This window comes from Streptomyces sp. NPDC029159 (genome assembly GCF_055564055.1).
On sequence record NZ_JBVHWT010000020.1, the window covers coordinates 27,082 to 49,964 of the forward strand.

The 22,883-nt window shown below is 71.9% G+C and carries 18 protein-coding genes; 9 read left to right on the forward strand and 9 right to left on the reverse strand.

The window, feature by feature from the left end:
* Positions 1-7 precede the first annotated feature (7 nt).
* From ACZ4U4_RS28630 to ACZ4U4_RS28650, 5 genes are all read left to right on the forward strand, one after another.
* The gene (locus ACZ4U4_RS28630; RefSeq protein ID WP_467880113.1) at positions 8-3,682 is read left to right on the forward strand and encodes a hypothetical protein; all 3,675 of its coding nucleotides are present in this window, start codon (positions 8-10) and stop codon (positions 3,680-3,682) included.
* Between the two features lie 156 nt (positions 3,683-3,838).
* Positions 3,839-4,738, forward strand: coding sequence for an aminoglycoside phosphotransferase family protein (locus tag ACZ4U4_RS28635; protein ID WP_467880116.1), 900 nt, complete (start codon positions 3,839-3,841; stop codon positions 4,736-4,738).
* A 66-nt stretch (positions 4,739-4,804) separates the two neighbouring features.
* The gene (locus ACZ4U4_RS28640) at positions 4,805-5,401 is read left to right on the forward strand and encodes a CGNR zinc finger domain-containing protein (protein ID WP_467880119.1); all 597 of its coding nucleotides are present in this window, start codon (positions 4,805-4,807) and stop codon (positions 5,399-5,401) included.
* A 425-nt stretch (positions 5,402-5,826) separates the two neighbouring features.
* Positions 5,827-7,077 carry a cysteine desulfurase gene (locus tag ACZ4U4_RS28645; protein ID WP_467880121.1) on the forward strand — a complete coding sequence of 417 codons (1,251 nt, stop codon included), beginning with the start codon at positions 5,827-5,829 and terminating at the stop codon, positions 7,075-7,077.
* Positions 7,078-7,356: 279 nt separating this feature from the next.
* Positions 7,357-8,121: a dienelactone hydrolase family protein gene (locus tag ACZ4U4_RS28650; RefSeq protein WP_467880124.1), complete on the forward strand. Its 765-nt coding sequence runs from the start codon at positions 7,357-7,359 to the stop codon at positions 8,119-8,121.
* Positions 8,122-8,219: 98 nt separating this feature from the next.
* Here the strand turns inward: ACZ4U4_RS28650 and ACZ4U4_RS28655 are convergent, their stop codons facing one another.
* Both ACZ4U4_RS28655 and ACZ4U4_RS28660 read right to left on the reverse strand, forming a co-directional pair.
* Positions 8,220-9,713: an APC family permease gene (locus ACZ4U4_RS28655; protein WP_467880127.1), complete on the reverse strand. Its 1,494-nt coding sequence runs from the start codon at positions 9,711-9,713 to the stop codon at positions 8,220-8,222.
* A gap of 41 nt (positions 9,714-9,754) precedes the next feature.
* A complete protein-coding gene (locus ACZ4U4_RS28660; RefSeq protein WP_467880130.1) occupies positions 9,755-11,224 on the reverse strand; it encodes an aldehyde dehydrogenase family protein in 1,470 nt (489 codons plus the stop codon).
* Positions 11,225-11,599: 375 nt separating this feature from the next.
* Here ACZ4U4_RS28660 and ACZ4U4_RS28665 point away from each other — a divergent pair, with 375 nt between their 5' ends.
* Positions 11,600-12,094, forward strand: coding sequence for a DUF6314 family protein (locus ACZ4U4_RS28665; RefSeq protein WP_467880133.1), 495 nt, complete (start codon positions 11,600-11,602; stop codon positions 12,092-12,094).
* 58 nt (positions 12,095-12,152) lie between these two features.
* On the opposite strand, the gene ACZ4U4_RS28670 is transcribed toward ACZ4U4_RS28665, so the two are convergent.
* Positions 12,153-13,019 (reverse strand): class I SAM-dependent methyltransferase, encoded by an 867-nt coding sequence (locus ACZ4U4_RS28670; protein WP_467880327.1) that lies wholly within the window; start codon positions 13,017-13,019, stop codon positions 12,153-12,155.
* 188 nt (positions 13,020-13,207) lie between these two features.
* Between ACZ4U4_RS28670 and ACZ4U4_RS28675 the strand changes: the two genes are divergently transcribed.
* Both ACZ4U4_RS28675 and ACZ4U4_RS28680 read left to right on the forward strand, forming a co-directional pair.
* Positions 13,208-13,669 carry an SCP2 sterol-binding domain-containing protein gene (locus ACZ4U4_RS28675; protein WP_467880136.1) on the forward strand — a complete coding sequence of 154 codons (462 nt, stop codon included), beginning with the start codon at positions 13,208-13,210 and terminating at the stop codon, positions 13,667-13,669.
* Positions 13,670-14,178: 509 nt separating this feature from the next.
* Positions 14,179-14,994: an SAM-dependent methyltransferase gene (locus ACZ4U4_RS28680; RefSeq protein ID WP_467880138.1), complete on the forward strand. Its 816-nt coding sequence runs from the start codon at positions 14,179-14,181 to the stop codon at positions 14,992-14,994.
* A gap of 72 nt (positions 14,995-15,066) precedes the next feature.
* Here ACZ4U4_RS28680 and ACZ4U4_RS28685 read toward each other — a convergent pair whose 3' ends face one another.
* Together ACZ4U4_RS28685 and ACZ4U4_RS28690 are read right to left on the reverse strand one after the other, a co-directional pair.
* A complete protein-coding gene (locus ACZ4U4_RS28685) occupies positions 15,067-15,975 on the reverse strand; it encodes a helix-turn-helix domain-containing protein (RefSeq protein WP_467880141.1) in 909 nt (302 codons plus the stop codon).
* Positions 15,976-16,065: 90 nt separating this feature from the next.
* Complete coding sequence (locus ACZ4U4_RS28690; RefSeq protein ID WP_467880144.1) at positions 16,066-16,308, reverse strand: DUF397 domain-containing protein; 243 nt, start codon at positions 16,306-16,308, stop codon at positions 16,066-16,068.
* Between the two features lie 214 nt (positions 16,309-16,522).
* Between ACZ4U4_RS28690 and ACZ4U4_RS28695 the strand changes: the two genes are divergently transcribed.
* On the forward strand, positions 16,523-17,017 hold the full coding sequence (locus tag ACZ4U4_RS28695; RefSeq protein ID WP_467880147.1) for an ATP-binding protein: 495 nt from the start codon (positions 16,523-16,525) through the stop codon (positions 17,015-17,017).
* A gap of 96 nt (positions 17,018-17,113) precedes the next feature.
* On the opposite strand, the gene meaB is transcribed toward ACZ4U4_RS28695, so the two are convergent.
* From meaB to ACZ4U4_RS28715, 4 genes are all read right to left on the reverse strand, one after another.
* Positions 17,114-18,112, reverse strand: coding sequence for a methylmalonyl Co-A mutase-associated GTPase MeaB (meaB, locus tag ACZ4U4_RS28700; protein ID WP_467880149.1), 999 nt, complete (start codon positions 18,110-18,112; stop codon positions 17,114-17,116).
* Positions 18,113-18,119: 7 nt separating this feature from the next.
* Positions 18,120-20,348, reverse strand: a complete 2,229-nt coding sequence (gene scpA / locus ACZ4U4_RS28705) for a methylmalonyl-CoA mutase (RefSeq protein ID WP_467880152.1) — start codon at positions 20,346-20,348, stop codon at positions 18,120-18,122.
* Positions 20,348-22,228: a methylmalonyl-CoA mutase family protein gene (locus ACZ4U4_RS28710; RefSeq protein ID WP_467880155.1), complete on the reverse strand. Its 1,881-nt coding sequence runs from the start codon at positions 22,226-22,228 to the stop codon at positions 20,348-20,350. Before ACZ4U4_RS28710 ends, scpA begins: the two co-directional genes overlap by 1 nt.
* A 202-nt stretch (positions 22,229-22,430) precedes the next feature.
* Complete coding sequence (locus tag ACZ4U4_RS28715) at positions 22,431-22,832, reverse strand: DnaJ family domain-containing protein (protein ID WP_467880158.1); 402 nt, start codon at positions 22,830-22,832, stop codon at positions 22,431-22,433.
* Between the last annotated feature and the right edge of the window lie 51 nt (positions 22,833-22,883).

Here is a 22,883-nt window from a genome sequence, read left to right on the forward strand (position 1 = left end):
CCTCCCCATGACGATCGACGAACTCAAGGCCCTCCTCACCCGGTCCACGCAGGGCACCACCCTCACGCTCCCCGCCGCCGGCCTCGGCGCCGGTCGCGCGGCCGCGCTCATCGGCACCTGGCTCGACGGCGCGCTCACCGTCACGGACCTCCGGCGCGAGGACCACGACGGCGGCGTGGTCGTGCACGGCACGCTCACCGTCACCGGCCTCGGCCTCACCGGTCTGCCGGTCCACGGGATCGAGTTCGGCCTCGACCCCCTCGACCACGACCCCACCCTCTACGTCCCGCTCGTCGTCCCCGCGGACTGGACCTTCGCCACCTCCTTCCCCGCCACCGCCGGCAGCGACCTGGCCCTCCTCACCTTCCCGGCGCCGCCTGCGCTCCTGCTCACCTCGGCGGCCCGGCCCCCGCGCGACGGGTACCCGGCGCTGAACCCCGGCCTGACCTTCCACGCCGCTCAGGTGAACGACCCGGAGCAGCTCGGCAGCCTCGCCGCGCTGCTCCGGTCCGGGCCCGGGGACCTGTCGCTCAGCGGACCGGTCGTACGCCGCCCCGCCAAGGAGCCGGCCGGCGGGGTCCGCACCGACATCGCGCTGCGCTCGTCGCCCCGGCCGGACGGGGAGTTGTCCGCCTCCTTCCACCTGTCGGCCGGCTCGCGTGACGAGGAGGCGAACGGCTCCTCGGTCACGTACGGCCTGCGGCTGGCCGCAGACCTGGTCCTCGGGCAGGTGGGCGGGGCGAAGATCAGCGCTCCGCTCCCCTCCGGCGGCGGTGTGCTCGCTCTCAGCGCCGACCGGCTTCCCGAGAAGCTGTCGCCCGACGACCTCGCCGCGTGGAACGGCACCGGCGCCGCGGCCCGGCAACTCGCCGGCCAGGGTTTCCCGCTCGGCGACTCCGTCCACCTCACCGGGATCACCGCCACCATCGATCCCTCAGCATGCGCCGAGGGCGGGTTGGCGGCAGCCCTGACCCAGGTCACCGCCACCGTCGAGAGCACGCCCGGCACGAAGTGGCCGATCGTGGGTGACGACCTCGCCCTGACCGGCGTCGGCGCCGCGCTGACCGTCACGAACCCGCTTCAGAAATCCCGCTCGGCGAAGGTCACCGGCCACGGTGACTTCCTCGTCGCGGGCAACGTCAGCCTCCGTGCCACCGCGGAGATCCCGCCCGGCACCTTCCGGCTCACCCTCGACGAGAGCACGCCGGCCGAGCTGCGGGACGTGCTCCAGCGCTTCCTGCCGCACACCGACCTCACCGGCGTCCCCGAACTGACGCTGAAGAAGTTCTCCGGCACCGCGACACCCAAGAAGGGCGCGTACGAGGTGGACGCGTCCGTGTCCTCCGCATGGCACATCGACATCGGCGCCGCCCGCATCACGCTCACCGAGGCCGGGCTGGAGCTGGCGCGCGAGGGCGGCGAGGGCGCCCCCGGTGGCGCGGTACAGCAGCAGCCGGACAGCGGTCCGGGAACCACCGGCACCCTGTCGGCCAAGGCCGAGCTGGGTCCGGCCTCGGGCGGCAGCGGCGACGACTCCGTCGTGAAGTTCTCCGCCAAGTGGGCCCTCCCCGGCACCTTCGAGCTCGACGGGGACTTCCCCGACCTCGACCTGACCGAGCTTTTGAAGTCCCTCGCCTGCCACGCCGACGTGCCGCTGCCCGCCGACCTGCCGCGGGTCTCCCTCCGCCACCCCGCTGTGGCCGTACGGCTGGGGAACGCGCTGGCGGGGGAGCCGGCCGCGGGCAGGAGCTATGAGCTGACGGTCCGCACCACGGCGGCGTTCGACGCGGCGCGGCTGACGTTCTTCGGCAAGGCGGCCAAGAAGGCGGAGGGCGGCACCCAGTTCGCTGCCGCTCTCTGGCAGCAGGACTGGGCCTGGTCGCCGGGGAAGGTGTCGGCCTGGGCCTCGGCCCTCGGTTTCCTCGACGGCATCACGTTCGCCAAGTCCGGGCTCGCCATCAGCTCCGCCGACGGGGTGCCCGTCGATGCCGGAGCCAACCCGCCCGACACCCTGCCCGCCACGCTGGACAAGGGCCTCACGTTCTTCACCGAGTTGGAGCTGACGGGGCCGCTGGCACCGTTGCAGGCGCTGTTCCAGGACTCCGGCGGCATCCACCTGACGGCGCGGCTCACCACGCCGGTCCAGGACTCCGAGTTCACCGCATCCCTCGCGGAGCAGAAGACCCGCGACGGCTTCGGCGGCCTGACTCTCACCATCCGCCCGGCGCAGCGGGAGGTGTCGCTCCAGACCTCGTGGAACTTCACCGTTCCGGCCGTCGGGTCCGCTCCTGCGACCCTGCTGCAGTTCGTGGCCGGCGGGGCCCTCAAGGGCCCGGAGTTCCACCTCTTCCTGGCGCTCAAGCCCGCCGGTCCCGGTGCAGCACAAGCCGCCGGACGACCTTCGCCGCACCAACTGGCCTACGCACTCCGGGCCCCCGGGCACACGCTGCTCACGGCGGACCCCGTCCCCGGGGCCGACGGCCGCCCCCTCCACGACGCGACGCCGCACCAGGCGGGCGAGTCCACGCACAGTCCGGTGCGCAGCACCGCGATCCGCCTCGCCGGCCTCACCGAGCCGCCTTCATCCGATCACCTCCCCACGTGGAAGAACGCCTTCGGCGTGGAAGGCTTCGATGTCCAGGGCTTCTACCTGCAGATCGGTTCCGGGGCGGAAACCGGGCTCACCCTGGGCGGAGGCGGTTCGGTGGTCATCGGCGACGCCGCCCTGAAGCTCGACGTCGAGGGCGGGTTCAGTCCGGAGCCGTACGTCACCGTTTTCCGCTTCGATCTGGAGGAAGTCCACCAGGACACCGGCATCTCGATCTGGAACCTGCTCGCCGTCCTCGGCACCCCGCCGGACCAGCTCGCCTTTCTGAAGCAGATCGCGCTCCACAAGCTGGAGATGCGTGTGGTCACCGCTCCCGGCGGCTGGACCAACCCCGTGACCAACGAGGAGTGGAAGCAGGGCTTCTACGCCAAGGGAGACATCGACTTCTTCGGCAACAACTGGCGCTTCGAGGTCAACGTCAGCGACGACGGCCTCTACGCCTACAGCAACATCGCCCAACCGCTGAAGCTGGCCGACGTCTTCACCCTCTCGGACGCGAGCGGAACCAAGGGGCCCCAGTACCTCCTCGACACCCGCGGCATCCGAACCGGCCACCTCCCGGCGAAGATCTTCTGCCTCTCCGGCAAGCTCGACCTCCTCGGTCTGTCGGCCTCGGTCGAGGCGGAACTCGGCAACGAGGGCTTCGCCTTCACGACCGCCGTGGACCTGCCGGACGTGCTGCACGCGGACATGAGCTGCACCCTCAACAGCACCGGACTGAAGGCCTCGGCTCGGGTCAAGTTGGACTTCGACGTCACCATTCACCGGGGTGTGGAGCTCGGCGGCCTCCCGGTGCCCGCCGGAAGCTTGGTGGCCATCCACGCGGGAGGTGGCTTCGACCTCACCGTCGACGGGAATGGCGCCACCCTGCACCTGACGGCGGACTGCCATGCGTCCCTGTTCGAAGCGCACCTGGTCGACTTCGACCTCGACCAGCGGTTCACGATCGGCAAGTGGGACGACATCATCTCCTGGCTCGCGGACAACCCGGAGAAACTCTTCGCGTCACTGGGCGAAGGCATCTGGGACGCCGTCAAGAACTGCGCCACGACTACGGCCGCGCAGCTCACCTGACGCGTTCTGCACAACGCTCCCCGTCCCACCCGCCCGCCACGATCCTGTGCCGGGCGGGTTCTTTCTTAGACCTGACCCCGGCCTCGGCCCGTTGGGCACTGCGGCCTGCCGGGAAAGCGGTTGCCCCTCGCCGCGTCCACCGCTCGAATGGGGGCCATGCGCGCAGAGCCCCTACACCCCGGCATGCACCCCATCGACGACGACCTCGTACGGCGACTGATCGCCGGGCAGTTCCCCCAGTGGGCGGGGCTGGCCGTGGAGCGGCTGGCGTCCGGTGGCACGGTCAACGCGATGTACCGGCTCGGCGACGACCTGGTCGTACGGCTCCCGCTGGTGAAGGGCGGGGTCGGCGATGTTGCGCTGGAACGGACCTGGCTGCCACGGCTCGCGCCCCAGCTGCCCACGCCGATCCCCGAGGTGCTCGCCGCCGGGCAGCCCGCCGAGGGGTATCCGTGGCCGTGGTCGGTGTACCGCTGGCTCGCGGGGGAGCACCCCGAGGCGGGGGCGCTGAGTGCGCCGGCCCTGCTGGCCGAGGATCTGGCCGGCTTCGTGACGGCGATGCGGAGCATCACCCTGCCCGGCGCGCCGTTGGCCCACCGTGGTGGCCCGGCCGCCTTGCTCGATACGGGGACCCGGCGGGCGATCGCGGAGTTGCGCGGAATTCCTCAGGAGGGTGTCGACTGCGATGCCGTCCTCGCCGTGTGGGAGGAGACGCTGCGGGCCCCGGAGTGGGACGGTCCGCCGGTCTGGCTGCACGCCGATCTCATGCCGGGCAACCTGCTGGTGGCCGACGGCAGGCTCACCTCGGTGATCGACTTCGGCTGCCTGGGGGCGGGGGACCCGGCGTGCGATCTCTTCCCCGCCTGGAACCTGCTGCCGCCCGGCGCACGGGATGTCTTCCGCGAGGCGCTGGGCGTCGACGACGCGACCTGGACCCGCGGACGGGGTCGCACCCTCTCGCAGGCGCTGATCGCGCTGCCGTACTACCGCGAAACGAACCCGGCGATGGCGCGCAACGCCCGGCACGTGATCCGGGCGGTACTTGAGGAAGGGTGAGGCATCCCGTGGCAGGTGGGCGCTCTTCACGGCATCATGGATAATCGCGAGTGATACCGTTAGGTCGTGGATGCTGCCCGACGACGCCCCTCGCCCCGGACCGTGGCCCCCGGCGAGGGCAGTCATCTGTCGCTCGCCCTGATCAACACGGCGTTCGCGCTGCCGAGCGGCCCTTTCGATGAGCTGTCGGACGCCGGTGCTGCGCATACGTGGCTGGCCGGACGCGGTCTGATCGCTTCCGAAGTGACCTGCCGGGAGCCTGAGTTGGTGCGCCTGTGTGCGCTGCGTGAGGCGCTGCGTGCACTCTTCGAGGCTCACATCGAGGAGGCGACTCCGAGCGCTGCGGTCCTGGAGTCGGTCAACGCCGCGCTGGCGCAAGCTCCCGGTGTGCGTACGGTCCGCTGGGTCGAAGGGGGCGGTCTGGTGGTGGCGGAGCGTCGCCCCGGCGCGGACTACGTCGCCGCCGCGTTGTCGCGGCTGGCCGAGGATGGCGTCGACCTGCTGTCCGGAGGCGAGGCGGGCAAGCTCACCCGCTGTGGCGCGCGTGGTTGCGTCCGGCTGTTCCTCCGGTCCCATGCGGCCCGGCGCTGGTGCTCGGACCGGTGCGGCAACCGCGTCCGGGCCGCCCGTCACTACGCCGGGCGCGGTGGCGGCGACCGGTAGCCGGGGCCTGCGCAGCGGCCGCTGACACCATCTCGTTCCCGTTCGGCAGTAGTTGGCTGCATGTGTGAGGATCGAGGGGCGGAATTCGCACGGTGCGAGGTCGGCCGAGAGGTCGGCGACGCGGAGGTCGTGCGGGACTTGGCCCCGCGGCCCCGGAGCGGGAGGCCCGTGGGGGGAGTGGTCGTGGGGGAGTGCTTACGGGCTCCCTGATGCCCCGTCAGTTCCGCATTTTGCGGCTTCGGATGGGGCCTGCCTTCGGCGTGTCAACACCCCTTGCCCGTAAGGCCGCTCGGTGTTTCCAGTCTGCCGCAACCCGCCGCCATCCGTCGCGTCTCACATTGCATCTCGCATCGTGAAATCGAGTCGCTTTCTAACGGAGAATCGCCGCTATTATCGTGAGACAAGTGCCACGAAGGGATGTGTGAGTGAGTACCTTGCCAAGCGCCGGCGGCCTCGACACCGAGAAGATCCGGCGGGACTTTCCGATCCTTCAGCGCGTGCTGCGAAGCGGCTCGCGGCTGGTCTATCTCGACTCCGCGGCGACGACGCAGAAGCCGCTTCCGGTGCTGGACGCCGAACGCGACTTCTACCTCCAGCACAACGCCGCGGTCCACCGGGGCGCCCATCAACTGGCGGAGGAGGCCACCGAGGCGTACGAGGCGGCCCGGGAATCCATCGCCGCCTTCATCGGCGCGCGCGAGGACGAGGTGGTCTTCACCAAGAACGCCACCGAGGGGATCAACCTCGTCGCGTACGCGCTGGGCAACGGCGGCCGGATCAAGGCCGGTGACAAGATCGTGGTGACCGAGATGGAGCACCACGCGAACCTCGTGCCCTGGCAGGAACTGGCGCGGCGGACCGGGGCGACGCTGGAGTGGTTCCCGCTGACGGACGACGGTCGGCTCGACCTCGAGACGATCGACGACCTGCTCACCGACGACACCGTCCTGGTCGCGCTCACCCACCAGTCCAATGTGCTGGGCACGCTCAACCCCGTCGAACTGATCGCCGAACGCGCCCATCAGGTGGGCGCGTTGGTGCTGGTGGACGCCGCGCAGTCGGTGCCGCACCGGCCGGTCGACGTCTCCCGGCTGGGGGTCGACTTCCTGGCCTTCTCCGGTCACAAGATGCTCGGGCCGAGCGGGATCGGCGTGCTGTGGGGCCGCCGGGAGCTGCTGGCGGACATGCCGCCCTTCCTGACCGGCGGTTCGATGATCGAGAGCGTCACGATGGAGCACTCGACCTATCTGCCGCCGCCGCAGCGGTTCGAGGCCGGGGTGCCGATGACGGCGCAGGCCGTCGGGCTGGGCGCGGCCGTGGACTACCTCAACGCGCTGGGCATGGAGCGCGTGATGCAGCACGAGAGCGAGCTGACCGCCAAGGCGCTGGAACTGCTGGCGGAGATCCCGGGCGTGCAGATCGTCGGCCCCGCCGAACTGCAGGACCGCGGTGCCACCGTGGCCTTCACGGTCGACGGTATCCATCCGCACGACGTCGGCCAGGTGCTGGACGAGCACGGGGTGGCGGTCCGGGTGGGGCATCACTGCGCCCGCCCCATCATGCAGCGGTACCAGATCCCCGCGACCACCCGGGCGAGCTTCTACGTCTACAACACGACGGACGAGGTCGAGGCCCTCGCCGACGGGGTGCGCGCCGCGCAGAAGTTCTTCGGCTGACGGCCGGCCGGGGCCTGCCGCAGCACGCCCCGGCCGTCACCCGCGGGGTGAAGGCCCGCCCGCCCCCGTCCGCGGTCGACGATCGGCGGTGGGAAAAAGGATGGGGACGAACGCAGACCGGCCTGTTAGCTTGTCCTCGACCGTGACACCGCCCGAGGAGGTGAGACCCATGAACGCAGTATCGACGTGGGTGCTCCCCCTTTCCGTCACGGCCGGCGATTGACCCAGGTGTCGCCGGGAGCGCCTCGACCACCAGGCACTCCCGAAAGGCCACACCTCATGCACTCTCCGCACTTCACCACCGATTCCTCGTCGCACGGCATACGCGAACGCGACTTCACCGTGGGCGGCGTCCCCGGAGTTCTCTGGTCGCCCGCCTCCGGCACCGAGCCCGCGCCCTTGGTACTGATGGGCCACGGCGGCGGCCACCACAAGAAGCACCCCGCGATGGCGGGCCGGGCCCAGCGCCTGGTGACCGGCTGCGGCTTCCATGTCGCCGTCCTCGACGCGCCCGGCCACGGCGACCGGCCGCGCAGCGCGTACGACGAGCAGGAGATCGCCGCGCTGCGTAGCGCGCAGGCGGCGGGCGAACCGGAAGGCCCGATCGTCGTCCGGTACAACGCCCGCCTGGCGGAGTCCGCCGTCCCCGAGTGGCGGGCGGCCCTGGACGCGCTCCAGCAACTTCCGGAGATCGGCGCCGACGGCCCGGTGGGCTACTTCGGCATCGGCCTGGGCACCGCGATCGGGGTGCCGCTGGTGGCCGCCGAGCCCCGGATCACGGCCGCGGTCTACGTCGCCACCTGGCCCGACGTCTTGATCGAGAAGGCGGAGCAGATCACCGTCCCGATCGAGTTCGCGCTGCAGTGGGACGACGAGCGCATCCCGCGCGAGGCGGCTCTGTCGCTGTTCGACGCCTTCGCCTCGACGGAGAAGACCCTGCACGCCAACGCGGGCAGGCACCTGGGACTGCCCCGGTTCGAGGCCGACAGCGCGGTCCGGTTCTTCGCCCGGCACCTGGGCGGGGCGGCCCTCTCACCGGCCTGACGGTGAGCGGTGGCGGCGTCCGGCCTTCGGGCGTCGCCACCGCCTCCGGTCGGGTGCGCACCCCAACGGCCTGCCCTCCCTTCCGGGCGGCGCAGGGCTCACGACCCCGCGGCATGTCCTTCCAGCACCCCCGTGCGTTTGCGTTGGACGAACCAGTAGTAGAGGAAGCCGCCGCCGGCGACGACGCCGATGAAGAGGAAGGCGCCCCAGCGGAGATACCAGTGCTGCGGGCCCGTCGCGTTGTAGACGGCGGCGCGGGGCCAGGCGAGGTTGAGGGACATCGCCAGGCCCCACAGGACGGCGAGGATGTTGACGGGGAGGCCGAAGCGGCCCAGGGAGAACGTGCCCTTGGCCGGGGTCCAGCGGCCGCGGAGCCGCTGGACCAGCATCGGGACGGTGACCATCAGATAGGCCAGGTAGATCATGATGATCGCGATGCTGGTGATCACCGAGAAGATCTGCGGCTGATTGACGTTGATCAGCAGGATCGCGACGCCCACCAGACCGATGATGACCGCGGGCAGTACCGGCGTCTGGAAGCGCGGGCTGACCTTCGCCAGCAGGGAGGCGGCGGGAAGGTTGTTGTCGCGGGCCATGGCGAAGGCGAGGCGGATGCCCGCGGTGTGGACCGCCAGTTCGCAGACGGTGATCGCGATGACCACGCACCACAGCACGATCTGACCGACCGTCGAGCCCAGCGTGGAGAGGACCACGTACTGGAGCCCGTCCACGGACAGCTCCTTGGCGTGCAGATCGGGCACCGCGAGGAGGGCGAAGAGGAGGATCAGACCGCCGATGAGGCACGAGGCGCACAGGGCCCGCAGGATGGCGCGCGGGGCGTTGCGGCCCGGATCTTTGGACTCCTCGCCCAGCGAGGACGCGGTGTCGAAGCCGTACATGACGTATGCCGAGGCGAGCGAGGCGGTCAGGAAGGCGCCGAAGTAGCCGAGGCTCTGGCCGGCGCCCAGGCCGAAGGTCTTGGTCACCGCGGACGGGCCGCGGGTGATGTGCGCGGCGAGCAGGATGATCAGCACGATCGCGGCGATCAACTCGATGGCGACACCCACGGAGTTGATGCGCGCCATCAGCTTGACGCCGAACGCGTTCACCAGCGTCGTGAACAGGATGAGGATGCTGCCCAGCAGTACGGCGTTGGCCGCCGCGTCGGTCCGGCCGCTGCCGTTGCCGATGAACTGGAACCACGACGAGATCTGCGGCAGCGTCACCTGATAGGCCAGGGCCACCGCGGCCAGCGACACCATGGTGGCGGTGAGCATCATCCAGCCGCCGAGCCAGCCGACGTGCGGGCCGCCCATCCGCTTCGCCCAGTTGTAGATCGACCCGGCCACCGGATAGCGGGCGGCCAGCTCGCAGAAGCAGAGCGCGACCATCAGCTGCCCGCAGAACACCATCGGCCAGGACCACCAGTACGCCGGTCCGCCGTGGGTGATGCCGAAGTAGAACAGCTGGAAGGTGCCGGTGAGAATGGAGATGTAGCTGATACCGGCGGCGAAGGTGTGGAAGTTGCCGAGGGTGCGCTTCAGCTCCGGTTTGTAGCCGAACTCGGCCAGCGAAGCGTCGTCGTCATGCATGCCGTCGTCCCGGGTACCGGGAGGCGGCGGGCCCGCCTCGCTCACTCGAACCACCTCTGCGGCCGCGGCGCGGTGTTCCGCCACACGTGCTTGGCCTCCTGGTACTCGGCGAGGCCCGCGGGCCCCAGCTCCCGTCCGACACCGGACTGCTTCATGCCACCCCACTCGGCCTGCGGGACATACGGATGGAAGTCGTTGATCCAGACCGTGCCGGCCCGCATCCGGGACGCCACCCGGTGGGCCTTCTCGGCGTCCTGCGTCCAGACCGCGCCGGCCAGGCCGTACACCGTGTCGTTGGCGAGCCGGATCGCCTCGTCCTCGTCACGGAACCGCTCGACGGTCAGCACCGGCCCGAAGGACTCGTCGTGGATCACCGACATGTCCGGGGTGCACTCGTCCAGCACCGTCGGCAGGTAGTAGAAGCCGTCGCGCAGCGCCGGGTCCTGCGGTGGCCCGCCGCCGCAGCGCAGGACGGCGCCCTCGGACAGACCCGTCTTGACATACGCGGCGACCTTGTCGCGGTGTGCCGCGGAGATCAGCGGGCCGGTGCGGGCGTGCTCGTCGAAGGGGCCGCCGAGCGGAATCCGCCGGGCACGGGCGACCAACTCGTCGACGAAGCTGTCGTGCAGGTCGTTCTGGACGAGCAGCCGGGCGCCCGCCGAGCAGACCTGGCCGGAGTGGAGGAACACCGCGGTCAGCGCGTGGTCGACGGCGGTGTCGAACTCGGCGTCGGAGAAGACGATGTTCGGGTTCTTGCCGCCCAGCTCCAGGGCGATCCTCTTGACGGTGGGGGCGGCCGCCGCCATGATCCGGCGCCCGGTGACCAGGCCGCCGGTGAAGGAGACCAGGTCCACCCTGGGGTCCTCGGTCAGCGGGGCACCGACGAGCGGGCCGGTGCCCAGGGTGAGGTTGGCCGCGCCGTCCGGCAGGCCCGCCTCGGCCAGCAGCCGCATCAGATGGATCGCGGTGTGCGGGGTCAGCTCGCTGGGCTTCAGGACGAAGGTGTTCCCGGCGGCGAGCGCGGGGGCGACCTTCCACGCAGTCTGGAGCAGCGGGTAGTTCCACGGGGTGATCAGGGCGCAGACGCCGACCGGCTCATGGCGGACGATGCTCTCGATCCCCGGCTGTCCGGTGTCCACCACCCGGTCGGTGCCGCCGGACGCCGCGAGGTTGCCGAAGTAGCGGAAGCAGTTGGCGATGTCGCCGATGTCGTAGACGCTCTCGATCAGCCGCTTGCCGGTGTCCAGCGATTCGGCGCGGGCCAGCGCGTCGGTGTCGCGCACCAGCAGTTCGGCGACGCGCAGCAGCAGGGCACCGCGGTCGGCGGCGGGCGTGCGCGGCCAGGGACCGTCGTCGTACGCGCTGCGGGCGGCGCCGACGGCGGCGGCCGCGTCCTGGGGGCCGCCTTCGTCGACGGTCGCGACCAGGGTGCCGTCCGCCGGGCAGCGGATCTCGCGCCGCCGGCCGTCGGCCGCTGTGATCCAGCGGCCGCCGATGAACAGGTCCGGCATGGGGATGCCTCCGGTCTCCGGTTGTCGCGCCAGGCCGGCGGTGGGCGGGGCGCCGCCTGCCGCCGGGGTGCGGGCGCCGCGGGCCGCGGCCCGGCGGTCCGCACCCGGGTGATGATCTCGGTACCGAGCGTAGGCGCGGCGGCGGTGCTCCGCACGGCACGGCACCCCGGGCTTTCCCCTGAGCGTCGCCACGACAGCCCGTAAGGGGGCCGGGCCACCCGGCCGGTCCAGCCCGCGGCACACCGCCCGCGGACGCGGCGCGTCCGCTCCTTTCGCCCCGGAATGACGGGACCCGGCGCCGCTCGCACCCCGTAAGGGAGCCGACCGGCCGCCCGTACGGGAACGGTGCCGCGCCCGGCGGGGGAGAATCGGTCCATGCCCACCGCACCCGGCGGCCCTCCGCAGCCCCCGCCCGCCTCGCCCCGCGCCGCCCGTCCCTGCCGTCCGGTGCCCGACGTGGCGGCCTACCTCACCGGCCGCTGGTCCATCGAGCGGCGCGTCCTCGACGTACGGGCCGGGGCCGAGGGCAGCTTCCGGGGGATCGCGGAGTTCCGGCCCGAGGGCGCCGACGGTGCGCTGCTCCATGTCGAGGAGGGCGAGCTGACCTGGGCGGACACGGTGCATCCGGCCGGGCGGACGCTGTGGCTGCGGCCCCGGCCGGACGGGACGGCCGCGGTGGAGTTCGCCGACGGCCGCCCCTTCCACGACCTCGATCTGCGGACCGGACACTGGCAGACCGTCCACCCGTGCGCCGCCGACCGCTACGCCGGAACGTTCACCGTGACCGGGCCGGACACCTGGGAGCTGGAGTGGCGCATCGAGGGACCGGCCAAGGAGGCGGTGCTGCGCTCGGTCTACCGCCGCCGGTAGACCGGGCGCGGCATCGGACGCCCGCCGCGCACACCACCCGCGCGGACCCGGCACGGCGTCAGCCCTTCGTGGCGCGCAGGGCGTAGAGCAGCGGGAAGATCGGCTCGTCGGGCGGCAGCCGCCACCAGCCGTTGTCGCCGGGGACCATCGTGTCGAACCGCTTCCACGGGGCCTGTTCCGTCTCCCGCAGCACATCGACGCGGAGCCCGGCGCCGGACACCGCCGTGACGACCTCGCCGATCCCGTGCCGCCATTCGTAGCTGGTCCTCGCGTCCGCGAGCTCCGGCCCATCGGTGTACGTGTGCGGGCTGTCGCTCCGCAGCGGGCCGCGCCCGGCGAGGTAGTCGTGGCGCAGCAGCAGCTCCTGGTTGTCGGGGGTCGGGGTGGGGCCGAGCGCGTCGAGCAGCGGGTGGAATTCGACGAGGTAGAGCATGCCGCCCGGGCGCAGCAGCGAGGCGATGACCTGGGCCCAGGCGGTGAGGTCGGGGAGGTAGCACAGGGCGCCCTTGCCGGTGTAGATCACGTCGAAGCGGCGGTCGCCGAGGGCCTCGGGCGCGCGGTGCACGTCGGAGTGGACGAAGGTGAGGTCCCGGCCGCCCTCGGCGGCGAGCCGCCGGGCCTCGGTCAGGGCGGCGGCGGAGAAGTCGAGGCCGGTGGCGCGGGCGCCGCGGTCGGCGAAGGCGGCGGTCTCGGTGCCGAGGTGGCACTGGAGGTGGAGGAGGTCGCGGCCCCGCAGATCGCCCAGGTCCTGCCATTCGAAGGGGGCGAACCAGTCCTCGGCGGTGCGGGAGCCGTCCAGTCCGTAGAACTCGCTGGCGACGTGGACGGGGGTGCGGGCGTCCCAGTTGGCCTCGTTGGCCTTCACCATGTCCGCCACGGTCGGTCCCTGCTGCGACGGTGTTCCGCTCTGCTCCGGCTCGCGCATCTGTGTGGTCATGGGGGACTGCCTACCCGGTTGTGGCGGGTGGGATGACAGCGGCCGCCGGGGTGGCGGCCGGTTCCCGGGCCGCCGGCCGCGCCACCCGCTGTGACCAGGGGTGTTGTTGCCTGCCGCGCTCCCCGCCCCGTAACCTCGCTTATCAGTGGATTTTACCGATTGGTAGGGAGTTTTCCGTGGTCGACGACGTCCGGGACCGACTGGCGGGGCTGGACTTCGCGGGGGTCACCCCCGAGGAGTTCGCCGGGATCGTCAAGGGGCTCAGCACCCGTCAGATCACCGAGATCGCCACCGGGGAGCTGCGCACGCGGGTGCTGGGGGAGATCTTCGGGCGGATGGGTGAGCAGTTCCGTCCGGAGGCCGCCGGGGAGCTGCGGGCGCTGATCCGGTGGCGGATCACCGGGGAGTCCGAGGTGGTGTACGAGACCCTCATCGCCGACGGACGCTGCACGGTCACCGAGGGCCGGTCGGCCGCCGACGCCCGGCTGACCCTGGTGATGGGGGACGCCGCCTTCCTCAAGCTGGTCTCCGGCAACGGCAATCCGGTGACGATGTTCCTCACCCGCAAGATCGTGGCCGGCGGCGATCTGACTCTCGCCGCCGGGCTCCACCGCTACTTCGACATCCCCGCGGCCTGACCCGCCGCAGCGGCCGCGCACCGTTCGCTCGAAGACGGCAGGTGTAGGACGTGCCGGGAGTGGTAGGCGCCCGGTGCGCTCCCTCGTGCGGCGGCCGGTCTTCGGGTGACCGGGCGGCGCCGGGAGCCGGTACGGATCAGGTGTTGCCCCCGCGCGGGGCCGGTCCGTACCGCGTGGGCGCACCCGGCACGGGTGACGCCGGGACAGGGAAGGGGCCGCCGCCCTGAGTGGCGTGGCGGCGGCCCGCCCCCGAACGGGGGGACCGTTCCCGGCCACACCGGGCGGCGGTCCGTCCCCCGTGGCGCCGTCCTTCCGCCCGGTTGCCCAGCCCGTGCCCGACGTCCCCGTCAACTGCCCTCCCACACAGGGGCGCTGGGAGATCGATCCCCGGTCCCAACTGCAACAACCGCACATCCGTAGGTATGTTGGGGAGGAGCCCGGCCCGGCCGTCCGTTCGTACGGCGGCCGCAGAACCATGCCGGTGGCGCCGAACGACGGGAACGTTAGTCATGAGCCAAGAGCCCCAGCCGCTGTCCACTGTCGTCGATGTCAGCATCCCGAGCGTGGCCCGGATGTACGACCACTACCTCGGCGGCAAGGACAACTACTCCGTCGACCGCGAGGCATGCGACGAGTTGGACAAGGTCGCGCCCAGCACCAAGGCGCTGGCCATCAACAACCGCCGCTTTCTGCAGCGGGCGGTGCGCTGGCTCGCGCAGGAGCAGGGCATCCGCCAGTTCATCGACCACGGTTCAGGTCTGCCGACGCAGGACAACGTCCACCAGGTCGCCCAGGCGGTCGACCCCGAGTCCCGGGTCGTCTACGTCGACAACGACCCGATCGTCCTCGCGCACGGCCGGGCGCTGCTGGAGGAGGACCACCGCACCGCCGTGATCCAGGCGGACATGCGCGACACCGACGGCATCTTCTCCCGGCCCGAGGTCGAGCGGCTCATCGACTTCGACCAGCCGGTCGCCGCGCTCTTCGTCTCCGTACTCCACTGCATCAAGGACGAGGACGATCCCAAGGCGCTCATAACCCGCGTCGCCGAGAAGCTCTGCCCCGGCAGCTTCCTGGTGGTCTGTCACCTGGTCAGCGAGGACAAGGCCACCCGGGACTTCGTCACGGAGTTCATGCGGGTCTCCACCCAGGGGCAGTGGGGCCGGGTGCGGCGGGCGAGCGAGCTGGAGGCGTACCTGGAGGGGCTGGAGATCCTGGAGCCGGGGCTCGTCGAGGTCTCCACCTGGAAGCCGGACGGCAGCATGGGGCCGAAGCAGACGACGCTGGAGTGGATCGAGTACGGCGGCGTGGCGCGCAAGAACTGATCCGCCCGGAAGACATGAGGGAGGCGGGGCTGCCGGGCCCCGCCTCCCTCATATGTGATGCCGTCGGGCGGCTCAACTCAGCTCGTGCAGCAGCTTTTCCAGGATCGTCAGCGAACCGCGCGGCGATTCGGCCTGGGCGCTCAGCCGGTCCATGACGGCGAGGTAGTGGTCCACGTCGTCGCGCTTGTCCAGGTAGAGCGCGCTGGTCAGCTGCTCCAGATAGACGATGTCCGGCAGGTCCGGCTCCAGGAACCGCAGGATCGTGATCGGCCCACCGGCCGCCGCGAGCCCGCCGAGGCTGAACGGCGCGATCTGCAGTGTGACGTTCGGCAGCTTCGCCATCTCCAGCAGATGACGCAGCTGGTCGGCCATGACCTGCGGGCTGCCCAGCGGACGCCGCAGCGACGCCTCGTCTATCACCGCCCACAACCGGGGCGCATGCGGCGCCGTCAGCAGCTTCTGGCGCTCCACGCGCAGCGCCACCCGCCGGTCGATGTCCTCCTCCGACGCCCGCGGATGACCGAGCCGGGCCACCGAGCGGGCGTAGTCCGGGGTCTGCAGCAGGCCCGGGACGAACTGCACCTCGTACGTCCGGATCACCGACGCCGCCTCTTCGAGACCGATGTGTGTCTCGAACCAGCTGGGCAGGACGTCGCTGTACTGGTGCCACCAGCCAGGGGTGCTGGTGCGGCGGGCGAGTGCGAGGAAGTCGGCGCGCTCCGATTCGGCGGTGACGCCGTAGAGCGTCAGCAGATCGGAGATGTCGCGTTCCTTGCAGCTCACCCGGCCCAGCTCCAGGCGGCTGATCTTGGCGTGGGAGCCGCGGATCGCGTCACCGGCCGCTTCGCGGGAGACTCCGGCGGCCTCCCGCAGCCGGCGCAGCTGGGTGCCGAGGACGATGCGCAGCACCGTCGGACCGCCGCGCGGGTTGTCGAGATAATGGCGCAGTGAGGGTTCGCGGCTCGGCTGCGCGGCGGTCATGCTGACTCCCCTGGGTGGTTGGGCGAGCGCCAAGTGTCCCACTGCGAAAAGGATACGTACAGCGGACCGATTATCCGGACGACATATGCGTCAGTCACGGCCGATCAGATCGTCGAAGTCGCCGTCCTTGGCGCCCTGGACGAACGCCGCGATCTCGTCGCGGGTGTAGACCAGGGCCGGTCCGCCGACGTGCCGGGAGTTGCGCACCGCTACTCCGCCGTCCGAAAGAACCGCCAGCTCAACGCAGTTGCCGCTGGGGTTGCTGCGTCGGCTCTTGCGCCACTGGGCCTGCTCGATACGGGTCGACTGAATGCCGTTGGGCACCGTCTCCATCACTGTCGCTCCCTTGCTGGAGGCGCGGCCTCCTACCGTTCCCGGGCCGTCGTCCACGATGGCGTGAACAAGCCCCTGTGCGACCGTCCTTACCGATGTAATTGCAGATGCACTTGCAGCGGGGGGCGGCTGACGAGGATATTAGCTGTCCCGAGCAGTGCAGCCCAGACCAGCAGCGCCCCTTCGCGGAGACGTGATGACGACACATCCGGCAGTGCCCGTGTATGCAACACCGCGCAAGGGAGCGCGCGACGACGGCTGGTGGGTGCCCGGACCCGACTCCTTCGCCGCCTGCGCGCTCAGCGCCTCCGCCCGCACCGTCGCCGACGCCCGGCGCTTCACCCTCGCCACCCTCCGCGGCTGGCAGATATGCGCGGCCCTCACCGACGACGCCGCCCTGATCGTCTCCGAACTCGTCAGCAACGCCCTGCGCTACGGCGTCCGCAACGCCGTGGGCGAGGCCGGCGACGGCCGCGTGGCGGGCCCCGTCGTCACCCCCGCCTGGCTCGCCCTGACCCGCCGCGACGACGGCGTCATGTGCGCGGTCTCCGACGGCGGCGAGGGCGCCCCGGTGATCGGCACGCCCGACCCGCTCGCCGAGTCCGGCCGCGGTCTGAGCATCGTCGAACAGCTCAGTGACGCCTGGGGCTGGACACTGCCGGACAGCTCCGGCAAAACCGTCTGGGCCACCCTCTCGCCCCGCCCCTGACCCGGGGCACGCCGTCAACTCCCGCACGGCGCCCGGACACGGCGATGCCCGGGCGGGCCGGTCACCGGCCGCCCGGGCATCGTTGCGCAGTACCCCTCAGTGCTCCTCGGGAGGCAGCCCGAAGGCCGTCAGGAGGCGTTCGGCGGCCAGCGTCGCGGTGAGTGTGCCCGAACGGACCTCCCGCTCGACGTCCGGGGCGATCCGCCGCACCTCCGGATCGTGGCGCAGCCGGTCCACGAGCTGGTCGCGGACCATCGTCCACACCCACTCCACCTGCTGCTCCCGGCGCCGCTCGGCGAGCGCACCCGTCGACTCCAGCAGCGCACGGTGCTGCTCCACGCGCTCCCACAGCTCCGCAAGGCCCGTCCCCTCCTGGGCGCTGCAGGTGAGCACCGGCGGCGTCCACGCGGCATCCGGTGGCTGCAACAGCCGCAGCGCGCCGGACAGTTCCCGGGCCGCCGCGCGGGCGTCCCGCTCGTGCGGACCGTCGGCCTTGTTGACGGAGACCAGATCCGCCAGCTCCAGGACGCCCTTCTTGATGCCCTGGAGCTGATCACCGGTCCGCGCCAGCGTCAGCAGCACGAAGGTGTCGACCATGTCGGCGACGGTCGTCTCGGACTGCCCGACGCCCACCGTCTCCACGAGGACGACGTCGTAGCCTGCCGCCTCCATCACGATGATCGACTCCCGGGTCGCCCGCGCCACCCCGCCCAGCGTCCCGGACGTGGGGGAGGGCCGGACGAACGCCGCCGGATCGGTCGCCAGCCGCGCCATCCGGGTCTTGTCACCCAGGATGGAACCGCCGGTACGCGACGACGACGGGTCCACGGCGAGCACCGCCACCCGGTGCCCGGCACCCGTCAGCTGCGAGCCGAGCGCATCGATGAACGTCGACTTGCCGACCCCGGGCACCCCGCTGATCCCCACCCGCCGCGCCGCCCCCGCGTACGGCAGCAGTGCGACGAGCAGCCGCTGGGCCGCCGCGCGGTGATCGGCGCGGCTGGACTCCACCAGCGTCACGGCCCGCGCGATCCAGGCCCGCGAACCCGCCCGGACCCCCTCCGCGTACCGCTCGACATCGATCCTCGCGGGCATCAGCGCCTCACAGCTCGTGGCCGAGGGCGCGGGCGAGGTCCCGGACCAGGTCGTACGCGGCGTCCGGGATGACCGTGCCGGGCGGGAAGACCGCCGCCGCGCCCATGTCCCGCAGCGTCTGCACATCCTGCGGGGGGATCACCCCGCCCACCACGACCGTGATGTCCTCCCGGCCCTCCGCAGCCAGCGCCTCGCGCAGCGCGGGCACCAGCGTCAGATGACCGGCCGCCAGCGACGACACGCCGACGATGTGCACATCGGCCTCCACCGCCTGCCGCGCCACCTCGGCCGGGGTCTGGAACAGCGGGCCGACATCGACGTCGAAACCCAGGTCGGCGAAGGCCGTGGCGATCACCTTCTGGCCGCGGTCATGGCCGTCCTGGCCCATCTTGGCCACCAGGATGCGCGGCCGGCGCCCCTCGGCGCGCTCGAACTCGGCCACCAGATCCCGGGTGCGGCCGACACCGGAGGAGGGGCCCGCTTCGTCTCGGTACACACCGGAGATCGTACGGATCTGACCGGAGTGCCGGCCGTAGACCTCCTCCAGGGCGTCGGAGATCTCCCCGACCGTCGCCATCGCCCGCGCCGCGTCCACCGCCAGCGCCAGGAGATTGCCCTCCAGACCCTCGCCGGGACCCGACCGCGCCGCGTCGGTCAGCGCCCGCAGCGCCGCCCGGCAGGCGTCCTCGTCCCGCTCGGCCCGCAGCCGCTTCAGCTTCTCGATCTGCTGTGCCCGCACCGCGGAGTTGTCGACCTTGAGGACCTCGATCTCCTCGTCGGTCTCCACCCGGTACTTGTTCACCCCGATCAGCGCCTGCCGCCCGGAGTCGATCCGCGCCTGGGTACGGGCCGCGGCCTCCTCCACCCGGAGCTTGGGGATGCCCGCGTCGATCGCCTTCGCCATCCCGCCGGCCGCCTCCACCTCCTCGATGTGCTGCCACGCCCGCCGCGCCAGATCCTGCGTCAGCTTCTCGACGTACGCACTGCCGCCCCACGGGTCGATGACCCGGCAGGTCCCCGACTCCTGCTGGAGGAAGAGCTGGGTGTTGCGGGCGATCCGCGCGGAGAAGTCGGTGGGCAGCGCCAGCGCCTCGTCCAGCGCGTTGGTGTGCAGCGACTGGGTGTGGCCCTGCGTCGCCGCCATCGCCTCCACACACGTCCGCGTCACGTTGTTGAAGACGTCCTGCGCCGTCAGCGACCAGCCCGACGTCTGCGAATGGGTACGCAGCGACAGCGACTTGGGGTTCTCCGGATCGAACTGCTGGACCAGCTTGGCCCAGAGCAGCCGCGCCGCCCGCAGCTTGGCGATCTCCATGAAGAAGTTCATGCCGATCGCCCAGAAGAAGGAGAGCCGCGGCGCGAACGCGTCCACGTCCATCCCCGCCGCCATCCCCGCGCGCAGGTACTCCACCCCGTCGGCGAGCGTGTACGCCAGCTCCAGATCGGCCGTCGCCCCCGCCTCCTGGATGTGGTACCCGGAGATCGAGATGGAGTTGTACCGCGGCATCTTCTGCGAGGTGTACGCGAAGATGTCGGAGATGATCCGCATCGACGGCTGCGGCGGATAGATGTAGGTGTTGCGGACCATGAACTCCTTGAGGATGTCGTTCTGAATGGTCCCGGCCAGCTTCTCGGGCGGTACGCCCTGCTCCTCGGCGGCCACGATGTAGAGCGCGAGAACGGGCAGCACCGCACCGTTCATCGTCATCGACACCGTCATCCGATCCAGCGGGATGCCCTCGAAGAGCTGGCGCATGTCGTAGATCGAGTCGATCGCCACGCCCGCCATACCGACGTCACCCGTCACCCGCGGGTGATCGCTGTCGTAGCCGCGGTGGGTGGGCAGGTCGAAGGCGACCGACAGGCCCTTCTGACCGGCCGCGAGGTTGCGCCGGTAGAAGGCGTTGGACTCCTCCGCGGTGGAAAACCCGGCGTACTGCCGGATGGTCCACGGCTGGTTGACGTACATCGTCGGGTACGGGCCGCGCAGATACGGCGTGATGCCCGGGTACGTCCGCAGGAAGTCCACACCGTCGAGGTCGGCCTCGGTGTAGAGCGGCTTCACGCCGATGCCCTCGGGCGTCTCCCACGTCAGGTCCGCGACGCTCGCGCCGGTGGCCTGCTCGACGGCCTCGGCCCACCGCTTCGGGTCCGCGCCGTCCGCCGCGCCGTCCAGCGGCACCCCGCGGAAATCCGGGATGGTGCCCGGGCCGTCCGTCCGCCGTGTCCCGGCCATCACGCCACCTCCATGACATCCAGGGCCGAGGCGAGCACCCCGGCCGCATCGCAGCCGGTGAAGACGTACGCGTCCACCCCCGCCTGCCCGAACTCCGCGCGCCGCTCACCGGGCGCACCCGCCAGATACACCCGCACCGCACCGGCCGCCTTCAGCGCCGCCGCGACCTCGGCCGCCTGCTCCGCGTAGAGCGCGTCGCTGCCGCACAGGCAGGCGATCCGCGCACCGCTCGCCGCGAACGCCGCGGCCACCGTCCCGGCGTCCACCGACGCGGGCTCGTGCACCGTCTCCACCCCGCCCGCCTGGAAGAGATTGGCGGCGAACGCCACCCGCGCGGTGTGCGCGGCGGCCGGACCGAGCGCCGCCAGGAACACCTTCGGACGCTCGCCGGTGGCCGCCAGATGCGCGTCCGACCTGGCCCGCAGCGCCTCGTACGCATCGTCCCGCCGCACCCGCGGCAGCCCGCCCCCGGCCGGCACCGGCGCGGCCTCCCGGTGCACCGGGGCCTCCGCCAGATGGGGGAACTCGCTGACGCCGGTGATCGGTTCGCGGCGGGTCGCCAGCTCATGGGAGCGGCGCTCCCAGGTCGCCGCGAGCCGGTCGGCGATCAGCCCGGAGCCGAGCGCCGCGGCCTGACCGCCCGCGCCCTCGATCTCCTGGAACCACGCCCAGGCGGCGCGCGCCAGCTCGTCCGTCAGCTGCTCGACGTACCAGGAGCCGCCGGCCGGGTCGATCACCTTCGACAGATGCGACTCCTCCAGCAGCACCGCCTGGGTGTTGCGGGCGATCCGGCGGGCGAACGCGTCCGGCAGGCCGAGCGACGCGTCGAACGGCAGCACCGTCACCGCGTCCGCGCCGCCGACCCCGGCCGACAGCCCGGCGACGGTGGTGCGCAGCATGTTCACCCACGGGTCGCGGCGGGTCATCATCACCGGCGACGTCACCGCGTGCTGGCGCTGCGCCCGCGCCCCGGGCGAGGCGCCGCAGACCTCGGTGACGCGCGCCCACAGGCGGCGCGCGGCGCGCAGCGTGGCGATGGTCAGGAACTGGTCGGCGGAGGCGGCGTAGCGGAACTCCAGCTGGCCGCAGGCGGCGTCGATGTCCAGGCCCGCGGCGGTCAGCGCCCGCAGATAGCCGACGCCGGTGGCCAGGGAGCACCCCAGCTCCTCGGCGGCCGAACCGCCCGCCTCGTGGTACGGCAGCGCGTCGACGGTCAGTGCCCGCAGCCCGGGCGCCTCGGCGGCGCACCGTGCGGCCAGCGAGGCGGCGGCCGCCAGCCGGTCGTCGAGTGCGGTGGCGTCACCGCTGCGGGCGACGAGTGCCAGCGGGTCGGCGCCGAGCGTGCCGGTGAGGGCGGCCGGGGCCACGCCGCCGTCGGCGGCCAGCGCGAACAGTGCCTCGGCGGCCTCGGCGAACTCCGCGCCCGCGTCGAGCGCGACGGCGGCGAGGTCCAGATGGACGCCGACCAGGGCCCGCGGCAGTGCGCCGACGGGCACCCCGCCCTCGCCGACGCGCAGCCACAGCGAGGTGACACCGTTCTCCAGGTCGGTGAGGGCCGCCTCGTTGACGACGCCCGGATCGGTGTGGGCCTGGCGCTGGCGTACGTCCCATCCGGCGACGGTCGCGCCCTCGGGGCGGCCGCCCCGCACGAACGGCGGGAAGCCGGGGAGCCCCGCATCGGGGTGTCCGTCGTCGGCGGTGTAGAGGGGGCGGACGCGGATGCCGTCGGGCAGATCGGTGGCGAGCGCGTCCTCGGGGGCGTCCGCCGCCGGGGTGGCGCCCGACTTGCGCAGCACCCCCGCGACGAGGTGCTGCCACTGCGCGCGATCGGCGTCCGGGAACGCGGCGGCCAGGGGGAGTTCGGGGGACTCGGCGGTCATGGCAGCAGGCTAGGCGAACGAGCGTTAGCTGGAGCAGGGGCTCTCGCTGTGACCTTGAACTCGTTGATCCGTGCGGGTGCAAAGGGCTGTCCCGTGATCTCTGGCGTCGTGCGCCCGCCAGGGATTACGGGACAGCCCTTAAGGGCGTGTCGGCAGGCGGCCGGAGCACGTCGGGGCGCGCCCGGCCGCCTGCCGCCGCGCCTCAGCGGGCGTGCTCCCGGCGCCATTCCCGGGCCCGTTCCTCGACGTCGAACGGGGTGATGCCGAGCGGTGGTCCTTCGAGCGGGGCGCGCAGGGCCGCGCGGATCTTCTCGTTGACGGCGGTCAGGATGCGGCGCAGCGCCGCCTCGCTCGGCGCGTCGGCCGCGGCCTGTGCGGCTTCCTCGGCCTCCTTGCGCAGGGCGAGCGAGGGCGGCAGGTAGGAGAGATCCTCGCGGGTCATCTTCTCCTTGACCCACCACAGTTCGTCGTACGGCTTGTCCAGCCCGGGCAGCGGTTTGCCGACGCCGGGCAGCCCGGCGAAGTCACCCCGCTCCTGTGCCTCGCGGATCTGCTTGTCGATCCAGGACTCGAAGTCGACGCCGGGGGGTTTGCGCTCGGTCATCGGATGCCTCTCGCGGGAGTTCCGGGCCGCGCCGCGCTGCCGTGTGCGGGG